The organism is Diaphorobacter sp. LI3, from assembly GCF_022807955.1.
Lineage (GTDB): Bacteria > Pseudomonadota > Gammaproteobacteria > Burkholderiales > Burkholderiaceae_C > Diaphorobacter > Diaphorobacter nitroreducens.
Genome location: NZ_CP094346.1, coordinates 2,826,043 through 2,846,675 on the forward strand (window position 1 = coordinate 2,826,043; position 20,633 = coordinate 2,846,675).

Consider the following 20,633-nt stretch of genomic DNA (forward strand, 5'->3'; position numbering starts at 1 on the left):
GCCCGATTTCCCTGAAACTTGCGTTCACCCGCGCCCACGGCCTGCGGGGCACCCCGGTGGCACTGCACGCTCTGCGATGCCACACTCGGGCCATCACATGCGTGCGCAGGAGGAAGCAATGAACACCCACGACACCGTGTATGCCTGCATCGACGGGCTGGCCACCACCCACGCCGTGGTGGACGGGGCCCTGTGGGCCGCGCAGCGCCTGCAGGCCCCCCTGGCGCTGCTGCACGCACTGGAGCGGCCTGAACCCATGCCGCCCGTGGGCGACTACAGCGGCGTCATCGGCATGGGCGCGCAGGACCTGCTGCTGCAGCGCCTGAATACCCTCGATGAAGAGCGCAGCCACGTCGCTCAGGAGGCCGCGCGCCGCATGCTGGCCGAGGCCCAGGCGCGCGTAGATGCCGCCCGCGTGCCTTCGCTGCAGGCGCTGCTGCGCCAGGGCGAGCTGACCGACGTGCTGCTGGAGCACGAACCCAGCGCGCGCCTGTTCGTGCTGGGGCGCCAGCACCGCGCCACCGCCGCGCGCAAGCTGCGGCTGGATTACCGTGTGGAAGGCGTGGTGCGCAACGTGCGCCAGCCGGTGATGGTGGTGACCATGCCGGAGTTCGTGGCGCCGGCGGGCTTCGTCGTGGCCTTTGACGGCAGCGCCACCGCGCGCCGCGCCGTAGAGGCCGTGGGCCGCAGCCCGCTGCTGCGCGGCATGCCCGGCCTGTTGGCCCTGGCCGGCGAGCCCACGCTGGAGATGCTGGAAGCGCTGCAAAGCGCCCAGTCACACCTGGAGGCCGCAGGCTTCGACATCACCACGCAGATCGTGCCGGGCGTGCCGGAGGAGGCGCTGCCGGCCCTGCTGCAGTCGCACGGCAACGTACTGCTGGTACTGGGCGCCTACGGACACTCGCGCATCCGCCAGCTCATCGTCGGCAGCACCACCACCGCGCTGCTGCGGCTGTGCAGCGTGCCGGTGCTGGTGCTGCGCTGACGGGTTCACTATCGATTCAATAGCTGCTAGCGCTTACTGCATAAGCGCTTCAGGCCTTTTTTATCTGAACTGTGACGTCCCCACGCTAGCCCCCGCCCCGCGCCGGGGCGAACGCCCTCAATCCGCGCCGCGCGGCACGACACCCCAGCGCCGCGCCCAGGCCAGCCCCTGCGACGTGCCGCCCGGGCCCGCAATCGCCGGACGGTATTCACAGCCCACCCAGCCGTCGAAGCCGCAGGTGGCCCCCACCTCGTCGATCACGCCCAGCAGGTAATCGACCTGCAGCTCTCCCTGGTCGGGCTCGTGCCGCTCGGGTACGCCGGCGATCTGGAAATGCCCCACCCGTCCCGTGGGCAGGTAGTGGTGGATCTTCGTGGCCACGTCGCCCTCCATGATCTGGCAGTGGTACAGGTCGAACTGCACCTGCACGTTGGAAGCGCCCAGTTCCTGCAGCACGGCATGGGCGTCCTGCTGGCGCTGCAGGAAGTAGCCGGGCATGTCGCGCCCGTTGATGGGCTCGATCATCAGCCGCACGCCCTGGCGCCCGGCCTGGCCGGCGGCCCAGCGCAGGTTGCGCAGGTAGCAGGCGCGTGCGTCGGCGTGCGCCAGCCCGGGCGGCACTACGCCAGCCATCACGTGCAGGCGCTCGCAGCGCAGCGCCTGCGCATAGTGCAGCGCCTGTTGCAGCCCCTCCTGGAATTGCGCCTCGCGCCCCGGCAGACAGGCCAGACCGCGCTCGCCCGCCGCCCAGTCCCCCGGCGGGGCATTGAACAGTACCTGCGTCAGTCCATGTTCGGCCAGGCGCTGCGCGATCTGCTCCGCAGGATGGTCGTAGGGAAAGAGGTATTCCACCCCCCGGAAGCCGTCGCGCGCGGCAGCGGCAAAACGGTCCAGGAAGGCATGCTCGGCGTAGAGCATGGAGAGGTTGGCAGCGAGGCGAGGCATGACAGGAAGGGCGTTCGCACAAAAAAGGGCGCCAGTCGCGGACTGGCGCCCTTCATTCTAGGAACGCGTGGCGGGCTTCAGGGGAACGTGAAGTTCACCGTCTGGGTCGTTCCCGCGCCCAGCGTCAGGGCCTGCTGCTTGTCGGCCTGCCCCGCCAGGCGCGCCTGGAGGGTGTAGCGCCCTGCGGCTCCGGCATCGGCCGTGAACACGAGCGGAGTGGGCGCCGCGGCATACGGCGCCACCAGCGGGGCGGCCGTGGGCAGCGTGAAGCTGTAGGCGCCGGTCACGCCGTCCACGGGCTTGGCCGACACTTGCACCGTGCCAGCGGCTGCCAGCGGCTGCAGGGTCCGCACCCAGGCATCCGCCGAAGTGGTGCCGTTCACGGTGGCAACGGGCGATGCTGGCAGCGCTACGGCCTGCGTGGACGTGCCGACGGAGGTGACCAGCTCGGACTGCACCGGCACCTGGGTCACCACGGCCGTGGTGCGGCCGGGTGCCGTCAGCACCAGCGTGTAGCTGCCCGGCACCACCGGCCGCAGCAGGTAGCGGCCCGAGGCGTCCGGCACGGTGGCGCGCACCACCTCGCCTTGGGACTGCAGCGTCACCGTAGCGCCAGCAACGGGTTCGACGAAGCCCTGCACACCAGAGACCAGGCGCGGAATCACCGCCACCACGGGCTTGAGCAGGTAGCGGCCCGATGCGCCGGCCGTCACGACGGACTTGCAGGCGTCGAAGTCGAGCACGAAGTCCGCCATCTGGTTGGCGGCGATGTCGATGTTCACGTTCATCTTCACGCCACTTTGCTGGCCGCTGGGCGTGGTCAGCGCTACTTCGCCCGACCCTGTGGGCACGACGGAGTTGGCGAAGGGGGCCGCTCCGCCATTGCCCGCCAGCACCAGACGCATCTGGGTGTATTTGCCCGTGGGCAGCGGCAGCTCGCCCAGTTCCTCCAGCACGCCGTTGGTCAGCGACAGCAGGTCCACGCGGCGCGCGGGGTTCAGCGTGAGCTCATGCCAGCCGGAAGCGTCATCCGCCGCCGTAGCGCTTTGGTGCACGCGTATTTTCTGCACGGTGACGTTCACCGCGTCATAGCCGCAACTGGGGGCATCGGTCAGCGCCAGCTTCAGCGTGCCGGTGCCGCTACCGTCACCGCCATCACCACCGCCGCCGCCACAGGCGACCAGGGCAGCCAGCGCGGTGGCGCCAGCCAGATACTTGCAACAGGAGAGGGTTTTCGTGCGCATGATGTTCATCGCCTCCGGGGTTTTTCTTGCCGAGGAAGGTGCCGTCAGACCAGCCTGACCGCCCCGGGGCGCATTGTGAGAGCGGCACCCCGCGGCACCTGGCAGCCAAGTGTCAGGTGTGTTGCCTGATGTATGAAATCGCCAGAAAAGCGGGAGCCGCCATGTGCGCTGCAAAACACCGGACAGGCACATGAAATCGAAATTCAACGCTATGAATAGCAGAGCTACCGGCCAACGGACATGCAAGCAGATCGCGCCCGTGTCCTACACCAAACGCGGTAGTCGCCCACGGCCCCGCACACCCTGCTGCGCGACCCGCCGCCGGGCAGGTCAGACCGGCTGCGCGGCCTGCACCAGCCGTTGCGTGTAGGCGTGGCGCGGGGCATCCAGCACCTGGTGCACGCTGCCGCTTTCCACCACCTCGCCGTCCTTCATGACGATGACCTCATGCGCCATGGCGCGCACCACCGCCACGTCGTGCGTGATGAGCAGGTACGACAGCGCCCGCTCCTTCTGCAGGCGCTGCAGCAGGCTCAGCACCTGCTGCTGGATGGTGACGTCAAGCGCGCTGGTGGGCTCGTCCAGCACCAGCACCTGCGGCTCGACGATGAGCGCGCGCGCAATGGCCAGGCGCTGGCGCTGGCCGCCCGAGAATTCATGCGGGTAGCGCGCCAGCAGGCCGGGGAATTGCGCGTCCGTCAGGCCCACCTCGGCCAGCATGGCGGCCACGCGCGTGCGGCGCGCGGCCACGTCCAGCGCAGGCATGTGCACGCGCAGGCCCTCGCCCACGATCTCCTCCACGGTCATGCGCGGCGACAGGGACGAGAACGGGTCCTGGAACACCACCTGCACCTGCCGGCGCAGCTGCTGGTTGTGCGCGGTGTTGCGGTGGGCGGGCTGCTGCCAGGCCTGGCCAGCCACCTGCAGGTCACCGCGCGACGGCAGCAGGCCCAGCAGCGCCTGGGCCAGCGTGGACTTGCCCGAGCCCGATTCGCCCACGACCCCCAGCGTGCGCGCCTGCGCAATGCGAAAGCCCGCATCCTTCACGGCCACGAATTCGCCCTTGGCAAACCAGCCGCGGATGCCCGGCACCGGCACGGGGTAGGCCACGCGCAGGCCGCTTGCCTGCGCGGCGGGCACGGCGTCGCCGTCGGCATCGCCTTCCACCACGTCCCGCCGCGGCGTACTGCCGATCAGCTTGCGCGTGTAGGCATGCTGCGGTGCGTCGAACACCTGGGCGACGGTACCCTGCTCCACCACGGCGCCCTGCTCCATGACGGCCACGCGATCGGCAAAGCGGCGCACCAGCAGCAGGTCGTGCGTGATGAGCAGCACGGCCATGCCCGTCTGGCGCTGCAGGTCGGACAGCAGGTCCAGAATCTGGCCGCGCAGCGTCACGTCCAGCGCGGTGGTGGGCTCGTCGGCCAACAACAGCTTCGGTCGGCTGGCCAGGGCCATGGCGATCATGGCGCGCTGGCGCTGCCCGCCCGAAAGCTGGTGCGGAAAACTGCCCGCGCGCCGCGCCGGCTCGGGGATGCCGGTACTCGCTAGCAGTTCGATAGCTGCTTGCGCGCTCTGCGCCTTGCTCAGGGCCTGTTTTAGCACCAAGACCTCGGCCACCTGGTCGCCAATCGTCATCAGCGGGTTCAGCGCCGTCATGGGCTCCTGGAACACCATGGCGATATCGCCGCCGCGCACGCCGCGCAGTTCGCGCTCAGGCAGTTGGAGCAGGTCGCGCCCGTGCATCAGCGCGCTCCCCTCCAATTGCGCATCGCCCGTCAGGCGCAGCAGCGCCAGCGCGGTCACTGTTTTGCCCGAGCCGGATTCACCCACCAGCGCGAGCTTTTCGCCCGGGGCCATGTCGAAGCTCACCCCATGCACCACCTGCTTGGCGCCGAAGCGCACCCGCAGGTCCCGCACCTGCAGCAGCGGCGCGGACGAGGGAGACAGGGGGGGCGCAGCGCGCATGGCAGAAGGGTTCACGATGCCTCAGTTCTTGCGGGGGTCCAGCGCGTCGCGCAGCGCATCGCCCATGAAGGTGAGCAGCAGCAGCGTGGTGACCAGCACCCCGAAGGTGAAGATGGAGATCCACCACGCGTCGATGTTGTTCTTGCCCTGCGATAGCAGCTCGCCCAGGCTGGGGGTGCCGGGCGGAACGCCCAGGCCCAGGAAGTCCAGCGACGTCAGCGCCAGGATCGCCGCACCCATGCGAAACGGCAGAAAGGTCACCACCGGCGTCATGCTGTTGGGCAGGATGTGGCGGCGGATGATCTGGCCGTTGGACACGCCCAGCGCCCGCGCGGCCTTCACATAGTCCAGTTGCCGGTTGCGCAGGAATTCGGCGCGCACATAGTCCGACAGCCCCATCCAGCCGAACAGGCTGAGCAATACCAGCAGCAACCCGATGCTGGGCGCGAACACGGCGCTGAAGATGATGAGCAGGTACAGCTCGGGCATGGAGCCCCAGATCTCGATGAAGCGCTGGAAAGCCAGGTCGGTCTTGCCGCCGAAGAAGCCCTGTACCGCCCCCGCCGCCACGCCCAGTGCCACGCCCACCACGGTGAGGGCAATACCGAACAACACGCTCACGCGAAAGCCGTAGATCAGTTGCGCCAGCAGGTCACGCCCGCGGTCGTCCGTGCCCAGCCAGTTGTCGCGCGACGGGCCCGAGGGGTTGGGTTCCTTCGCGAAGTAGTTCAGGGTGTCGGGCCCGTAGCGGTTGAGCGTGTACAGCGCCCAGTTATCCCCCTGGGACAGCCGCTCGCGAATGAAGGGGTCGAGGTAGTCGGTGGGCGTCTGGAAGTCTCCGCCGAAAGTCGTCTCGGGGTAATCGTTGAACAACGGGAAATACGTCTGCCCCTCATAGCGCACGACCAGGGGCCGGTCGTTGCTGACCAGTTCTGCCCCCAGGCTGACCACGACCAGCGCGCAGAACACCAGCAGGCTCCAGAACCCCAGGCGGTTGGCACGAAAGCGCTGCCAAGCGCGCCGACTGGGTGACGCCGAGGCGGCAACGGACGCTGCAGGCGCCCCATTAGCTACCGAATCAATAGCTGCTAGCGCTTGATGGTCGGGCGTTGGAGCCATTTTTCAATCAAACTTGACGCGGGGATCCACCCACACGTAGCACAGGTCGCTGATGAGCTTGGTCACCAGCCCGATCAGCGTGAACAGGTACAGCGTGCCCAACACCACGGGGTAGTCGCGACGGATCACGCTCTCATAGGACAGAAGGCCCAGGCCGTCGAGCGAGAACAGCGTCTCTATGAGCAGCGAGCCCGCGAAGAACGCGCCGATGAAGGCGGATGGAAAGCCCGTGATGATGGGAATCAGCGCATTGCGAAACACGTGCTTGTAGAGCACCTGCCGGTCGGTCAATCCCTTGGCACGCGCGGTGAGCACATATTGCTTGCGGATCTCTTCCAGGAAGGCGTTCTTGGTCAGCATCGCGGTCACCGCAAAGCTGCCGGCCACCATGGCCGTGACGGGCAGCGCGATATGCCACAGATAGTCCGTCACCTTGGCCCACAGGCCCAGCTCGTCCCAGTTGGCCGAGGTCAGCCCGCGCAGCGGGAACCATTGCAACTGCCCGCCAAAGATCACCAGCAGCGCCACGCCGAGTACGAAACCCGGAATCGCGTAGCCCACCAGGATGATGAGCGTGGTGACGAAGTCAAAGCGCGAGCCGGCGCGCACCGCCTTGGCCACACCCAGCGGCACCGCCACGAGGTAGCTGATGAAGAAGGTCCACAACCCCAGGCTGACGGACACGGGCAGCTTCTCCTTCACGAGTTGCCACACGTCCTTGTTCTGAAAGAAGCTGCGCCCCAGGTCGAAGCGCGCGAACTGGCCCAGCATCTGGAAGAAGCGCTCATGCGCCGGCTTGTCAAAGCCATAGAGCTGCTTGATCTGCTCCAGCCGCTTGGGATCGACGCCCTGCGCGCCGCGATAGGCCATGCCGCCGCCCTCGCCGCCCCCGCCCATGCCGGCAGCGCCGGCCTTGGCCTCGGCCAGGTACTGCTCCACCGGACCGCCCGGCACGAACTGGATCACGACAAAGGTCAACAGCAACACGCCCAACAGCGTGGGCAGCATGAGCAGGATGCGCTTGAGGATGTAGGCGAACATGGCGGTTTCAGTCCTTGCGCGGCGTCGCGGCCTTGGGCGCGGTCTCGGCGGTCAACGCAGGCGAACGGGCCCACCACGTATCCACCGCCCACATCTCTCCGGTCGAATACGGCGGCACCACTTCGGGCCGGTCCAGGCGCCAGGCGTTGTAGACCATGCGATGGGTGCCCGCGGACCACTGCGGAATGAGGTAGTGGCCGTGCGCAATGATGCGGTCCAGCGCATGGCACGCGGGCAACATCTGTTCCTGCGTCTTGGCGGAGACCATGGCACGGATCATTGCGTCCACGGCCGGGCTCTTTACGCCGGGGAAATTGCCCGAGTCTTCCTGGTCTGCCGCCGCGCTGCCGAACAGGTCGGCAAACTCCTGCCCCGGGTTGTTGGTGCCCTGGTAGGCAATGGTGGTGATGTCGAAGTCGAACTTCTGCAGGCGCTGCTGGTACAGCGCGAAGTCCACCGAGCGGAACTTGAGGGTGATGCCGAGCTTTTGCAGGTTGCGCATCCACGAGGACAACGTGCGCACGCCGCCTTCGCTGCTGTCCATGTATTCCAGCACCATGGCCTGGCCCCTGGCGTTGCGCAGCACGCCATCCTGCACCTGCCAGCCCGCCTCCTGGAGCAGCGCCTGTGCGCGACGCAGGTTGTCGCGCAGCGTGGTGGCGCCGTCGGTGGTGGGCGGCTCGAACATGGGGCCGAAGACCGCGGGGGGCAGATCCTTGCGCCAGGGCTCCAGCAGCGCCAGCTCCTGCGGCGTGGGCATGCCGTGGGTCTCGCACATGGTGTTGCCGAAGATGCCGCGCACGCGCTGATAAGCACCATAGAAAAGCTGGCGACTCATCCACTCAAAGTCGAACGCCAGCCCCAGGGCCTCTCTAACGCGGGGGTCCTGCAGCAGCGGGCGGCGCGTGTTCAATACGTAGCTCTGGAAGCCCGAGGGCAGCTTGTTGGCGAACTCGCCCTTGACCAGCTCACCCGTGTCGAACTTGCGGCCGTTGACCCGCCGCGCCCAGTCGCCCGCACTGAAAAACCGCATCAGATCGAACTCGCCGGCCTTCAGCGCCTCCAGCCGCGCAGTGTTGTCCTTGTAGATCTTGACCAGCACACGGTCAAAGTTGGCCGTCCCCTTGCGCACGGGCAGGTCGCGCGCCCAATACTGGGGGTCGCGCACATAGGTGATGTCCTTGCCGAAGTTGACGGGGCCGATCTTGTACGGTCCGCTGCCGATGGGGATGTCCATCACCACCTGGTCGAAGGGCTTGGGCTTGCCGTCGGCGCCCAGCCCCCAGTCGCGGCTGAACACGGGTAGCCCCCCGACGGTGAGCGGCAGTTCGCGGTTGGGCGCCTTGAAGCGGTAGCGCACGGTGCGGTCGTCCAGCACATCCACACCAGCCACTTCGATCAGCAGTGTTTTGTAGCCCGGTGAGGTGTAAGGGCCCATCAGGGTGTCGAAACTGTGCTTTACATCCTGGGCCAGCACCGGCTTGCCGTTGTGAAAGCGCGCCTCGGGCCGCAGCCTGAAGGTGGCCGACAGGCCATCCGGCGCCACCGCCACATCCTCGGCCAGCAGTCCATAGCCGGTGGCCGTTTCGTCCAGCGAGCCGGTGAGCAGCGAGTCGAACATCAGCGCCGACAGGTAGGCCGGCGCGTTGCCGCGGATCGTGAATGGGTTGTACTTGTCGAAGGTGGAGGTGCGCAGATTGCTCACCAGGCGCAGTTCGCCGCCCTTGGGCGCCTGTGGGTTGACGTAGGGGAAGTGCGCGAAGTCGGCCGCCAGCGCGGGCGCCCCCCACATCGCGTAGGCATGCGCGGCCCAGGCCGCCCCGCCCGCCACGCTGCTCCCTCCCAGCCAACCGATCAATAAACAGATACGCCAGAACCGCATGCGACAATTCTGCACCACGCAAGCGGCCCGCAAGCCCCCGCGCCACGCTTGCCATTTCCCTTCGCACATCGCATTTCAGGAGAACAACAATGGGTTTTCTCGCCGGCAAGAAGCTGCTCATCACGGGCGTGCTGTCCAATCGCTCGATCGCGTACGGCATCGCCAGGGCCTGCCACCAACAAGGCGCGGAACTGGCCTTCAGCTACGTGGGCGAGCGCTTCAAGGACCGCATCACCGAGTTCGCCGCCGAATTCGACTCCAAGCTGGTCTTTGACTGCGACGTGGCCGACGACGCGCAGATCGACAAATTGTTTGCCGACATCGGCGCCGCCTGGGGCAAGTTCGACGGCTTCGTGCACTCCATCGGCTTTGCTCCGCGCGAGGCCATCGCCGGCAACTTCCTGGAAGGCCTCTCTCGCGAAGCCTTCAAGGTGGCCCACGACATCAGTGCCTACAGCTTCCCGGCCATGGCCAAGGCGGCCCTGCCCTATCTGAACGACAAATCGTCGCTGCTGACGCTGTCGTACCTGGGCGCCCTGCGCTCCATTCCCAACTACAACACCATGGGCCTGGCCAAGGCGAGCCTGGAAGCTAGCGTGCGCTACCTGGCCGAAGCCGTGGGCCGCACTGAAGACGGCCGCTGCATCCGTGCCAACGGCATCAGCGCGGGCCCCATCAAGACCCTGGCCGCCAGCGGCATCAAGGACTTCGGCAAGCTGCTGGGCCGCGTGGCTGACGCCGCCCCGCTGCGTCGCAACGTGACGATCGAAGACGTGGGCAACGTGGCCGCGTTCCTGCTGTCCGACCTGGCCAGCGGCGTGACCGCCGAGATCACCTATGTGGACGGCGGCTTCAGCCAAACCGCCGGGCTTTCGGCAGACCAGGTGTGAGCCTGCGGCAATGACTGCGGAGTGGGTGCGCCACACCGCCCTTGCTTGAAGAACCAACGGGCCTGCAAGGCCCGTTGTTCGTTTCGGTCTGTGCGCGGACTTTCAGGACCGCTGGTTGCCCATGATCGAGCCTTCGTCGGCGCGCCAAGACTCCTGCGGGCATGGCCCCGGGGCCTGGATCTCAAAATCGGTAGCGTGCCACCACCTGCGCCGAACGCGGGGCACACGGCAGGTTCAAGTTCGGCGAACTGCCATGCCCGCCACGATATAGCGGTGGTCGAACAGATTGTTCAGCTTGAGTTGCACATGCCACTCCATTCGGCATGGAGCGCTTTTGCTTTGGCGTTGGCCTCCTTGAGGTCAGAGGTCTTGAGCGAGGCACGGATCGCCCACCCACTGGGGAAGTGGGCGAGTAGGTCTTGCGGGGCACGGAGGCCGAATTGGTAGATGCCGGAATCGGCGCGGCGATGTACACCGGGGAATCGGGTCACGGTAGCTTGGTTCACACGGTAACCTTACACGGTTTGCCGGGGCGCTACCTCTGCTGCGGGGCTCGTTCTCAGAGGAGCCGCAACGAAAAAGGGTTAGCAGATGAGTACCTGCTAACCCTTGGAACGACTGGCGGAGAGGGCGGGATTCGAACCCGCGGTGGGGATTAGCCCACACACGCTTTCCAGGCGTGCGACTTAAACCGCTCATCCACCTCTCCGAAGCCCTCCATTATAGATGATGCACAGACACTTTTTCAAAGATCTGACTGTTCCCTCGAAAAAACATGCTTCCTCATGGATCCCAAGATGGGACATCCCGGTTCCCCGCCTTTCAGGATGCCTCTCGCGGGCGACCTAAGAAATGGAACCGCATCAGAGCACGCTCCCGTGCTCTGGCATGGTCCACTACCGGCACTGGATAGTCGATGCCTAAACGCAACCCACAGGCCTGCAATTCCAGCGGCTTCATGCCTGCAGGGAAATGGAGGTGCTTATCAGGAACACACGCCAGCTCTGGGAGATAGCGGCGGATAAACCTGCCGTCGGGGTCAAACTTCTGCGACTGCGCGACCGGATTGAAGATGCGAAACCAGGGCTGAGCGTCGCAGCCGGTTGACGCCGCCCATTGCCAGCCGCCATTGTTGGCAGCCAGGTCGTAGTCGTTCAGGTGCTGGGCAAAGAAGCGCTCGCCACGGCGCCAATCGATACCCAAATCCTTGGTCAAAAAGCTCGCCACCACCATGCGCAGCCGGTTGTGCATGTAGCCCGTCTGCAGCAGTTGGCGCATGGCGGCGTCGACCACCGGATAGCCAGTGCGCGCCGTGCACCATGCCTGCCAGTACTCAGGCGCGTCATCCCACTGGACGCGGTCGTACTCGGGGCGAAATGCCTGGGTGACCACGTGCGGGTGGTGCCACAGAATCATGAAATAGAAGTCGCGCCACGCCAGTTCGGACAGCCAGGTCTGCGCGCCTTCGCAGCCTTGCGCGGCCTGTCGCGCAGCCAGTGAGGCCAGTTGGCGGATGGACACGGTGCCAAAGCGCAGATGCACCGACAGGTAGGACACGCCTTTGCGCCCAGGAAAGTCGCGCGCCAGCTTGTAAGCCGCCATGCGCGGCAGGAAATCCTGCAGCAACTGCTGCGCGCCACGCGAACCCACAGGCAACTGCAAATCAGCCAGGTTGGTGGGCACGAAACCCAGGTCCGCCAGCGTGGGCAGCCGCTCCCCCGCCGGGGGTACGGCCAGGTGCTGTGCGTGGCGCTCCACGGGATAAGGCTTGGTCTGGAAGGCATCCAGCTTCTGCAGCCAAGTGCGTTTGTATGGCGTGAAGACGCTGTAGGGCTGGCCCTGCTGGTTCAGCACCTCGCCCTGCTCCAGCAGCACCTGGTCCTTGTAGTCGCTGAACGCGATGCCACACGCCGCCAGGCCGTCTGCCACCCGTCGGTCGCGGGCCAGGGCTGCAGGTTCGTAGTCGCGATTGGCCAGCACTTCGCGCACGCCCAGGCTGCGGGCCAATTGCACGATGCACTGCACCGCTGTACCGTGGCGCACGATCAGGCCGCCACCGGGGGCGCCGCTGCGCGCCGCCAGCGCGCGCAGGTCCTCATCCAATGCGCACACGCTGGCGTGAATGAACTCCACGCGCCGGTCGCACCGGGTCGGCAGCGCATCAAGGATGTCGGTGTCAAAGACGAAGACGCAGTACACGCGTTCGAAACGGCGCAGTGCGTGGTACAGGGCGGCGTGGTCATGGCAGCGCAGATCGCGCCGCAGCCACACAAGGGCGCTGGCTGGCATGGGACGGGAAGGACTGGTCTGGCTGACGGCGCGGCAGTGCCCCTCAGGCCTGCATCACCACGGGGCCGCCCTGCTCCAGCGCCCGCTGGTAGGCCGGACGCGCCCGCATCCGCTGGCGGTAGGCCACCAGGTGCGGCCAGGCCGTTTCGTCGCCCCCGCGCGCGAGGGCCGCCTCCACGGCAAAGCTCATCTGAAAGTCGGCCATGGTCAGGTGGCCCCCGGCGAACCAGTCGTGCTGGGCCAGGTGCGCATCCATGAAGGCCAGGGCGGTTTGCACGTTCGGGCCGATGAGTCTTTGCTGCACTTTGGCGCACAGGGTGCGCGCGATGGGGCGCACAAAAAACGGCATGGGCTGGCGCGCAATGGTGTCGAACACCAGCTTCATCACCAGCCAATTCATCAGGGACCCCTCGGCGTAGTGCATCCAGAACCTGCACTGGCGATGTTCTGCCGTGCCGCGCGCGGGTTCCAGATGGGCCAGATCCGCCGGCGCCTGTGCGCCGTAGCGCTCGGCCAGATACTCGATGATGGCGCCAGATTCGGCCACCACCATGTCGCCTTCGGTGATGACGGGCGACTTGCCCAGCGGGTGCACCCGCTTGAGCTCTGGGGGCGCCAGCTTGGTCGCGGGGTCACGCGAGTAACGGCGGATGTCGTAGGGCACGCCCAGTTCTTCCAGCAGCCACAGAATGCGCTGGGAGCGCGAGGTTTCCAGGTGGTGAACGGTCAGCATGGGCGGCATGGTAGTGCAGTCGCGCGCGAAGGGTTGGCGCCTGCCGCGGCACGGCGTGCCCCGCCATGGGTGTGCTGTCCCTCGCGCCGAGGCCCGGACCCACGTCCCTCACTTCGCCAAAGGAGCGCGGGGCGCTTTGCAAACTATATTTTTGATAGCTTATAGCGCTTACTCATCAACGCTTAGCGCCGATTTTCATCCAAAGACGGATCAACGCCGGCTGTAGATCTGGTCAAACAGTGCGCCGTCCGCAAAATGCTCCCGATTGGCCTTGGCCCAGCCACCGAAAGCCTGGTCGATGGTGGCCAGTGTGAGCTTGGGGAATTGCTTGTCGTACTGGGCCTTGGCCTTCTCGCTGGTTGGACGGTAGAAGTTCTTTCCAGCAATGTCCTGCCCCTCGTCGGAATAGAGGTAGGCAAGGTACTCCTCCGCCAGCGCGCGCGTGCCCTTTTTATCCACCACCTTGTCCACCACCGCCACTGTGGGTTCGGCCAGGATGGACAGCGATGGCACGACGATCTCGAACTTGTCCTTGCCGAACTCCTTGAGCGCAAGAAACGCCTCGTTCTCCCAGGCCAGCAGCACGTCGCCCACACCGCGCTGCACGAAGGTGATGGTCGAGCCGCGGGCCCCCGTGTCGAGTACCGGCACGTTCTTGTAGAGCTTGGACACGAAATCCTTGGCTTGAGTGTCGCTGCCGTACTTGCGCTTGGCGAATTCCCAGGCAGCAAGATAGTTCCAGCGCGCCCCGCCGCTGGTCTTGGGGTTGGGTGTGATGACTTGCACGCCGGGCTTGACCAAGTCATCCCAATCCTTCACGCCCTTGGGGTTGCCCTTCTTCACCAAGAACACGATGGTGGAGGTATAGGGCGCCGAGTTGTGCGGGAGGCGCTTTTGCCAGGCGGGTGCCAGCAGGCCGTGCTGGGCTAGCGCATCCACGTCTCCGCCCAGGGCCAGCGTAGCCACGTCGGCGTCGATACCATCGATGATCGAACGCGCCTGCTTGCCCGAGCCGCCGTGCGACTGTTTGAACTGCACTTCCTGCCCCGTCTTGGCCTTCCAGTGGCGCGCGAAGGCCTGGTTGTAGGCCACATAGAGTTCACGCGTGGGGTCGTAGGACACGTTGAGGAACTGCGCGGGCTGGGCGAACGACGGCAAAGACGTCAGGGACATGACCGCCGTCAGGGAGGTGGCCAGGGGAAACTTGATAAAGTCGCGGCGATTGTTCATGAAGGGCTTTCGTTGCAGGGTGCGTCGGTGCGGTTCACCGATGCAAGGCATTCTGGAAGTCGCCCTTCAAAATCCAAACCAATAAGATTTCAGTTCGTTATTCCATTGACGTCTGAAGTTTCAGCAAGGAATCGCTCCATGGCACGTACCGTCCACTGCATCAAGCTCGGCAAGGAAGCCGAAGGCCTCGACTTTGCGCCCTACCCCGGTGATCTGGGCAAACGCATCTATGACAACGTTAGCAAGCAAGCCTGGGCCGACTGGATCAAGCACCAGACCATGCTGGTCAACGAGAACCGCCTGAACCTGGCCGACGCGCGCGCCCGCCAATACCTCGCCCGCCAGATGGAAAACCACTTCTTCGGCAGCGGCGCAGACGCTGCGGCGGGTTATGTGCCGCCCAGCGCGTAACGCAGTGCAGCGCTGCAAGAAGCGGTTTCGCTAAAGCCACTTCTTTGGCGCGGCGCAGACGCTGAGGCTGGCTGCGTCCCGCCCGGCGCATAACGCAGCGCTGCGCTGAAGCAGCGCCTCTTTGCAGTCGCCCCCGTCGCATCACTGTGGCGGGGGCGTTGCCGTTGTAGCCCACGGCGCCTGGCAGGCGGCCCAGGCCCGGCTCCCTGAGGAGATATTCATGTTGCCGTCGGTGTCATTGCTGGACTCGTTCCAGTTCTCACAGTTCACCACCCTGCTGGTGATCTACCTTGTGGCCATCACGGCCGAGGCCATGTCTGGCGCGCTGGCCGCAGGCCGGCGCAACATGGACATCTTCGGTGTCAGCGTGATCGCCTTTGTGACCGCGCTGGGCGGCGGCACCATCCGTGACATGGTGCTGGGCCACTACCCGATCGGCTGGACACAGCACCCGGAATACGTGTACCTGGTGATCTCCGCAGGCCTGCTGACGACGGTGGTGGCGCGCTACCTGCACCGGATCAAGCGCGTGTTCCTGCTGCTGGACGCCATGGGGCTGATCGCGTTCTCGCTGATCGGATGCAACGTGGCCCTGGAACTGGGCTACCCGCCCGTGGTGGTGGTGATGTCCGGCATGCTCACGGGCATCAGCGGCGGCATCCTGCGCGACGTGCTGTGCAACCAGGTGCCCGTGGTCTTTCGGCGCGAGCTGTACGCCAGCGTATCCCTGGCCGTGTGCCTGCTGTTCCTGGGACTGCGCACGATGGAAGTGGAAAACAACCTCAGCACTTTGGTGTGTTTCGCCGTCGGCCTGGCGCTGCGGCTGCTGGCACTGCACTACCACTGGCGCCTGCCGGTGTTCTCGTACCAGCAGCGCTGGGAATGACACTGTTTCTGTAATCTTTTCGCGCCTCCCAACACCATGTCCGAACCGATTGAATGGCTGGAAGACGGCACGCCCTACAGCCCGCGCTTCTCAGACCGGTACCACAGCGAGCAAGGCGGCCTGGAACAAGCCCGCGGCACATTTCTCGCCGGCTGCGGCCTGCCCCAGGCCTGGCAGAACCAGCCGCAGTGGCGCGTGCTGGAAACCGGCTTCGGCCTGGGCCTGAATTTCCTCGTGACCTGGGCTGCCTGGCGCGCCGACCCCCACCGGCCACAGCGGCTGCACTTCGTTTCTTGCGAGGCCTGGCCCGTGAGCGCGGCCGATCTGCTGCGCGCCGCGCCCATCGATTCCACACTGCAATCGCTGGCCCAGCAGTTGGCGGCGCAGTACTGGGGCTTGCTGCCGGGCGTGCACCGGCTCTCGTTCGACGGCGGGCAGGTGCTGCTCACGCTGTACATCGGTGACGCGCAAGCCCTGCTGAGGCAGCAGCAGCCCACGGCGGATTCGGTGTACCTGGACGGCTTCGACCCCCAGCACAACCCGCAAATGTGGGACATCCACACCCTCAAGGCCGTGGCGCGCTGCTGCCGTCGCGGCACCCGCCTGGCGACGTGGACGGTGGCGCGCGGCGTGCGGGACGGGCTGGTGCAGTGCGGCTTCGAGGTGCAGAAGGTGCCGGGTGTCCGCCCCAAGCGCGACAACCTGCAGGCCACCTACGCGCCCCGTTGGGAGCCACGCGCCGGCCAGCCCGTGCTGCCAGACGCCACGGTGGCCGCCCCGGCCCGCTGCCTGGTGGTGGGCGCAGGACTGGCGGGCGCCGCCGTGGCGGCCAGCCTGGCGCACCGTGGCTGGCAGGTCCAGGTGCTGGACCGGGCCGATCACCCTGCCGCCGGTGCATCCGGCCTGCCGGCGGGGGTGTTCGCGCCCAATGTCTCGCAGGACGACAACTTGATCTCGCGCCTGTCGCGCGCGGGGGTACGCACCACGCTGAATACGCTGGCGCAGCTTCCAGCCGAGACGCGCGGCACCGACTGGAGCGCGTGCGGCACGCTGGAGCACCGTGTGGACGGCACCACAGGATTGGCCTGGAGCGACGGGCCTGGCCTGGACTGGAGTCGCCCCGCAACACCCGCACAACTGCAGGCCAACGGCTTATCGGCAGACACGGTGGCCTGCTGGCACGAGCACGCGGGCTGGGTACGCCCGCCCCAGCTCATCGCCCACCTGCTGAACGACCCGGCCATCCGCTGGCGCGGCAGCGCGGCGGTGGCGGAGTTGCGCCGCACCACCGTCGACGGCCAGCCCCTCTGGCAGGCACTGGACGCCGAAGGGCGCGTCCTGGCCGAGGCGGAACTTGCCGTGGTTTGCGCCGGGCACCACACCGGCCCGCTCACGCACGCGCATTGGCCCATGAATCCGCTGCGCGGCCAGTTGGCCTGGGGCCTGCATGCCCAGGCCCCCGCGGGCGCCCCCTGGCCGCCCCAGCCGCTCAATGGCAACGGCAACCTGGTGCCCCGTGTGCCGCTGCAGGGCGGCGCAGGCTGGGTGCTGGGCTCCACGTTCGAGCGCCTGAAGACCGCCCTGCCCCCCAGCCCTGACGACCACACCAAGGGCTTGGCCACCAATCAGGCCAAACTGCACGCGCTGCTGCCCCCCCTGGGCGCTGCCATGGACGCCGCCTTCACCCAGGCCGCCACCGCGCCGGACGGCCCCGTGCGCACCTGGGCGGCCGTGCGCTGCGGCGCGCTGGACCGCCGCCCCATCGTGGGGCCGGTGGACCCGGTGCGCCAGCCCGGCCTGTGGCTGTGCACTGCCATGGGCGCGCGCGGGCTCACGCTGTCATTGCTGTGCGGCGAACTGATCGCCGCGCGGCTGCACAGTGAGCCCCTGCCGCTGGACGCCCCTCTGGCGCGCGCGTTGAGCAGCGAGCGCTGGCTAGGGTATGAGCCACAGTGAACCGACACGCATTTCATATACAAATAACGGAATATATGAAGCATTAAAAAATAGTTTGTCTTTATAAGACAGACTTTTAAAGTGCGCCCATCGATGCTGCGGGCGCCATTCGGGGCCCGGCGGCACCTGTGTTGAAACGCCCACGGCCCTGCCATGTACCAGTACACCGAATTCGACCGCCAGTTCGTCCACCTGCGCGCCCAGCAATTCCGCGATCAGCTCGAACGCTGGCAGCGCGGCGAGTTGACCGACGAGCAACTGCTGCCCCTGCGGCTGCAAAACGGCTGGTACATCCAGCGCTACGCGCCCATGGCCCGCATCGCCGTGCCCTATGGCGATATCAATAGCACCCAGCTGCGCATGCTGGCCCACATCGCCCGCGAATACGACCGCCCCACGCCCGAGCTGCTGGCCCATGCCCAGGCCACGCAGGACCAGCTGCAGGCTGCCCAGCCGGGCCTGACACTGGCCGCGCCCCCGCTGCGCTACGGCTACGGCCACTTCACCACGCGCACCAACGTGCAGTTCAACTGGATTCCCATCACCCGCGCGGCCGACGTGATGGACCTGCTGGCCAGCGTGCACATGCACGGCATCCAGACCAGCGGCAACGACATCCGCAACATCACCTGCGAGGCCTACGCCGGCATCGCCGAGGACGAGATCGTGGACACCCGGCCATTCGCCGAGATCACGCGCCAGTGGAGTTCGCTGCACCCCGAGTTCACCTACCTGCCGCGCAAGTTCAAGATCGCCTTCAACGGCGCCGCGGAAGACCGTGCCGCCACCGGCTGGTATGACATCGGCCTGCAAGCGCTGAAGAACGCGGCTGGCGAGGTGGGCTTTGCCGTCAAGGTGGGCGGCGGCATGGGGCGCACGCCCGTCATCGGCACCGTGGTGCGTGAATTTCTACCGTGGGACCAGCTGCTGAACTACATCGAAGCCATCGTGCGCGTGTACAACAGCTACGGCCGCCGCGACAACAAGTGGAAGGCGCGCATCAAGATCCTGGTCAAGAGCGAAGGCCAGCAGTTCATCGACGCGGTGGAGGCCGAATACCGCGCCATCCTGGAGCAGGACGGCGCCCCGCACACCATCACCCAGGCCGAGCTGGACCGCGTGACCGGCCATTTCGTCGTGCCACCGCTGCGGCCCGCCGGCCGCCCGCATGGCGTGAACACCTCCGGCCAGCTGTACCAGCGCTGGCTGCAGCAGAACGTGCGCGGCCACCGCATGGCGGGGCTGAAGGCGGTGACACTGTCGTTCAAGCGCGTGGGCTTTGCGCCCGGCGACGCCGACGGCGACACGCTGGACGCCCTGGCCCAACTGGCCGACCAGTTCAGCGCCGGCGAGGCGCGCCTGACGCACGAGCAGAACCTGCTGCTGCCCTGGGTGCACGAAGCCGACCTGCCCGCGCTGTACGAGGCCGCGCGCAAGCTGGGCCTGGCGCAGCCCAACATCGGCCTGCTGACGGACATGATCGCCTGCCCGGGCGGCGACTTCTGCTCGCTGGCCAACGCGCGTTCGCTGCCCATCGCCGCGGCCATCACCGAGCGCTACCAGGACCTGGACGAGCTGTTCGACATCGGCCCCATCGACCTGCACATGAGCGGCTGCATCAACAGCTGCGGCCACCACCACAGCGGCCACATCGGCATCCTGGGCGTGGACAAGGACGGCAAGGAGTGGTACCAGATCACGCTGGGCGGCTCCGACGGCACGCAGCTGTCCGGCCCGGCCATCGGCGGCAAGGTGGTCGGCCCGTCGTTCTCGGCCGCCGAAGTGCCCGACGTGATCGAGGCGCTGCTGGACACCTACCGCGCGCTGCGCAAGGGCAACGAGCTGTTCATCGACACCCTGCGCCGCGTGGGCCAGGACCCCTTCAAGGCCGCCGCCAATGGTGCGCGCCACCCCAAGGCGGCTGAAGAGGCCGTGGCCTGACCCCACCCGAAAGACCTTGAATACTATGAAAATCATAGCTGCTGGCGCTTTATCCCTGGGCGCTGACGACCTCAAAACCCTGCAGATCACCAACGACGCCGACCTGGCCGCGCTGGCCGCCGAAGGCGCGCTGGAGGGCGTGCAGCGCATCGAGCTGCAGTTCCCCAAGTTCACCGACGGCCGCGCCTACAGCCAGGCCCTGCTGCTGCGCCGCCGCTACCGCTTTGCGGGCGACATCCGCGCCACGGGCGACGTACTGATCGACCAGCTGGTGCACATGCACCGCAGCGGCTTCAGCAGCGCGGTGCTGGCGCCCGGCGTGGACCCGGCCGCGGCCGAGCGCCAGTTCGCGCGCTATGCCGCCTTCTACCAGGGCGACGTGCTGGAGCCGCGCCCGCTGTTCGCCCGGGAGGCCGCATGAGCACCGCTACGGCGGTCAGCGCCGCCGAACTCGCCCGCGTCAACGCCGAGCACGGCCACGATGCCGCCGCGCTGGTGGCCTGGGCGCTGGGCTTGGGCCAGACACCCATCGTCACCACCAACTTCCGCCCATTCGAGGCCGTGATCCTGCACCTGGTCACCCGCGTGCAGCCGGGCGTGCCCGTGGTCTGGATGGACAACGGCTACAACACCGAGGCCACCTACCGCTTTGCCGACGCGGTGACGAAGCAGCTGGGGCTCAACCTGAAGATCTACCTGCCGCGCCGCTCGCGCGCCCACCGCGAGGCCGTCGAAGGCCCGACGCCCGCGCTGGACGACCCGCGCCACGCCGCGTTCACCGAAGAGGTGAAGCTCGAACCCTTCGCCCGCGCCCTGCGCGAAACGGCACCCCGGGTGTGGTTCACCGCGCTGCGCGCCACCGACACCGCCGTGCGCGCGCAGATGGAGCCCGTGAGCATCAACCCCGACGGCCTGATCAAGGTCGCGCCGCTATTGCACTGGTCGTCCAAACAGCTGCACGAGTACTGCCAGCAGCACGGCCTGCCCAACAACTTTGACTACGTGGACCCCACCAAGGGCGAAGACAACCGCGAATGCGGCCTGCACCTGGCCCACTAAAAACGATAGCTGCCTGCGCTTGCCCCACAAGCGCTGGAGCCAGATTTGACTGGA

General features: G+C 66.8%; 18 protein-coding genes and 1 tRNA gene. 8 read left to right on the forward strand and 11 right to left on the reverse strand.

What is annotated here, in order from left to right:
• Positions 1 to 118: 118 nt before the first annotated feature.
• Positions 119 to 985: a universal stress protein gene (locus MRB47_RS13090; protein WP_088888505.1), complete on the forward strand. Its 867-nt coding sequence runs from the start codon at positions 119 to 121 to the stop codon at positions 983 to 985.
• A gap of 117 nt (positions 986 to 1,102) precedes the next feature.
• Here the strand turns inward: MRB47_RS13090 and otnI are convergent, their stop codons facing one another.
• From otnI to MRB47_RS13120, 6 genes are all read right to left on the reverse strand, one after another.
• Complete coding sequence (gene otnI, locus MRB47_RS13095) at positions 1,103 to 1,930, reverse strand: 2-oxo-tetronate isomerase (RefSeq protein ID WP_252100907.1); 828 nt, start codon at positions 1,928 to 1,930, stop codon at positions 1,103 to 1,105.
• A 77-nt stretch (positions 1,931 to 2,007) separates the two neighbouring features.
• Entirely contained in the window at positions 2,008 to 3,174 is a 1,167-nt protein-coding gene (locus tag MRB47_RS13100; protein WP_252100908.1) for a DUF4382 domain-containing protein, read from the reverse strand.
• 330 nt (positions 3,175 to 3,504) lie between these two features.
• The gene (locus MRB47_RS13105) at positions 3,505 to 5,142 is read right to left on the reverse strand and encodes an ABC transporter ATP-binding protein (protein WP_252100909.1); all 1,638 of its coding nucleotides are present in this window, start codon (positions 5,140 to 5,142) and stop codon (positions 3,505 to 3,507) included.
• A gap of 21 nt (positions 5,143 to 5,163) precedes the next feature.
• On the reverse strand, positions 5,164 to 6,261 hold the full coding sequence (locus MRB47_RS13110; RefSeq protein WP_252100910.1) for an ABC transporter permease: 1,098 nt from the start codon (positions 6,259 to 6,261) through the stop codon (positions 5,164 to 5,166).
• 3 nt (positions 6,262 to 6,264) lie between these two features.
• Positions 6,265 to 7,302: a microcin C ABC transporter permease YejB gene (locus MRB47_RS13115; RefSeq protein WP_196995475.1), complete on the reverse strand. Its 1,038-nt coding sequence runs from the start codon at positions 7,300 to 7,302 to the stop codon at positions 6,265 to 6,267.
• Positions 7,303 to 7,309: 7 nt separating this feature from the next.
• A complete protein-coding gene (locus MRB47_RS13120) occupies positions 7,310 to 9,184 on the reverse strand; it encodes an extracellular solute-binding protein (RefSeq protein WP_252100911.1) in 1,875 nt (624 codons plus the stop codon).
• 89 nt (positions 9,185 to 9,273) lie between these two features.
• Here MRB47_RS13120 and fabI point away from each other — a divergent pair, with 89 nt between their 5' ends.
• Entirely contained in the window at positions 9,274 to 10,074 is an 801-nt protein-coding gene (fabI, locus tag MRB47_RS13125; RefSeq protein ID WP_015913435.1) for an enoyl-ACP reductase FabI, read from the forward strand.
• Positions 10,075 to 10,364: 290 nt separating this feature from the next.
• Here fabI and MRB47_RS20010 read toward each other — a convergent pair whose 3' ends face one another.
• The 5 genes from MRB47_RS20010 to MRB47_RS13145 form a co-directional block, all read right to left on the reverse strand.
• Complete coding sequence (locus MRB47_RS20010; protein ID WP_411275695.1) at positions 10,365 to 10,580, reverse strand: DUF6538 domain-containing protein; 216 nt, start codon at positions 10,578 to 10,580, stop codon at positions 10,365 to 10,367.
• A 113-nt stretch (positions 10,581 to 10,693) separates the two neighbouring features.
• Positions 10,694 to 10,783, reverse strand: a tRNA-Ser gene (locus tag MRB47_RS13130).
• Positions 10,784 to 10,896: 113 nt separating this feature from the next.
• Entirely contained in the window at positions 10,897 to 12,363 is a 1,467-nt protein-coding gene (locus MRB47_RS13135) for a cryptochrome/photolyase family protein (protein WP_252100912.1), read from the reverse strand.
• A gap of 43 nt (positions 12,364 to 12,406) precedes the next feature.
• The gene (locus MRB47_RS13140; protein WP_252100913.1) at positions 12,407 to 13,096 is read right to left on the reverse strand and encodes a glutathione S-transferase family protein; all 690 of its coding nucleotides are present in this window, start codon (positions 13,094 to 13,096) and stop codon (positions 12,407 to 12,409) included.
• Between the two features lie 210 nt (positions 13,097 to 13,306).
• Positions 13,307 to 14,326 (reverse strand): sulfate ABC transporter substrate-binding protein, encoded by a 1,020-nt coding sequence (locus tag MRB47_RS13145; RefSeq protein ID WP_252100914.1) that lies wholly within the window; start codon positions 14,324 to 14,326, stop codon positions 13,307 to 13,309.
• Between the two features lie 138 nt (positions 14,327 to 14,464).
• Between MRB47_RS13145 and MRB47_RS13150 the strand changes: the two genes are divergently transcribed.
• The 6 genes from MRB47_RS13150 to MRB47_RS13175 all read left to right on the forward strand — a co-directional run bounded on the left by MRB47_RS13150 (position 14,465) and on the right by MRB47_RS13175 (position 20,579).
• Positions 14,465 to 14,737, forward strand: a complete 273-nt coding sequence (locus MRB47_RS13150) for an oxidative damage protection protein (RefSeq protein WP_011805062.1) — start codon at positions 14,465 to 14,467, stop codon at positions 14,735 to 14,737.
• A gap of 220 nt (positions 14,738 to 14,957) precedes the next feature.
• Positions 14,958 to 15,623 carry a trimeric intracellular cation channel family protein gene (locus tag MRB47_RS13155; RefSeq protein ID WP_252100915.1) on the forward strand — a complete coding sequence of 222 codons (666 nt, stop codon included), beginning with the start codon at positions 14,958 to 14,960 and terminating at the stop codon, positions 15,621 to 15,623.
• 36 nt (positions 15,624 to 15,659) lie between these two features.
• Complete coding sequence (gene mnmC, locus MRB47_RS13160) at positions 15,660 to 17,579, forward strand: FAD-dependent 5-carboxymethylaminomethyl-2-thiouridine(34) oxidoreductase MnmC (protein ID WP_252100916.1); 1,920 nt, start codon at positions 15,660 to 15,662, stop codon at positions 17,577 to 17,579.
• 153 nt (positions 17,580 to 17,732) lie between these two features.
• Positions 17,733 to 19,520, forward strand: a complete 1,788-nt coding sequence (locus MRB47_RS13165; RefSeq protein ID WP_011805059.1) for a nitrite/sulfite reductase — start codon at positions 17,733 to 17,735, stop codon at positions 19,518 to 19,520.
• A gap of 25 nt (positions 19,521 to 19,545) precedes the next feature.
• A complete protein-coding gene (locus tag MRB47_RS13170) occupies positions 19,546 to 19,941 on the forward strand; it encodes a DUF934 domain-containing protein (RefSeq protein WP_088886600.1) in 396 nt (131 codons plus the stop codon).
• Positions 19,938 to 20,579 (forward strand): phosphoadenosine phosphosulfate reductase family protein, encoded by a 642-nt coding sequence (locus MRB47_RS13175; protein ID WP_015913441.1) that lies wholly within the window; start codon positions 19,938 to 19,940, stop codon positions 20,577 to 20,579. The genes MRB47_RS13170 and MRB47_RS13175 overlap by 4 nt, the downstream gene beginning before the upstream one ends.
• Positions 20,580 to 20,633 lie beyond the last annotated feature (54 nt).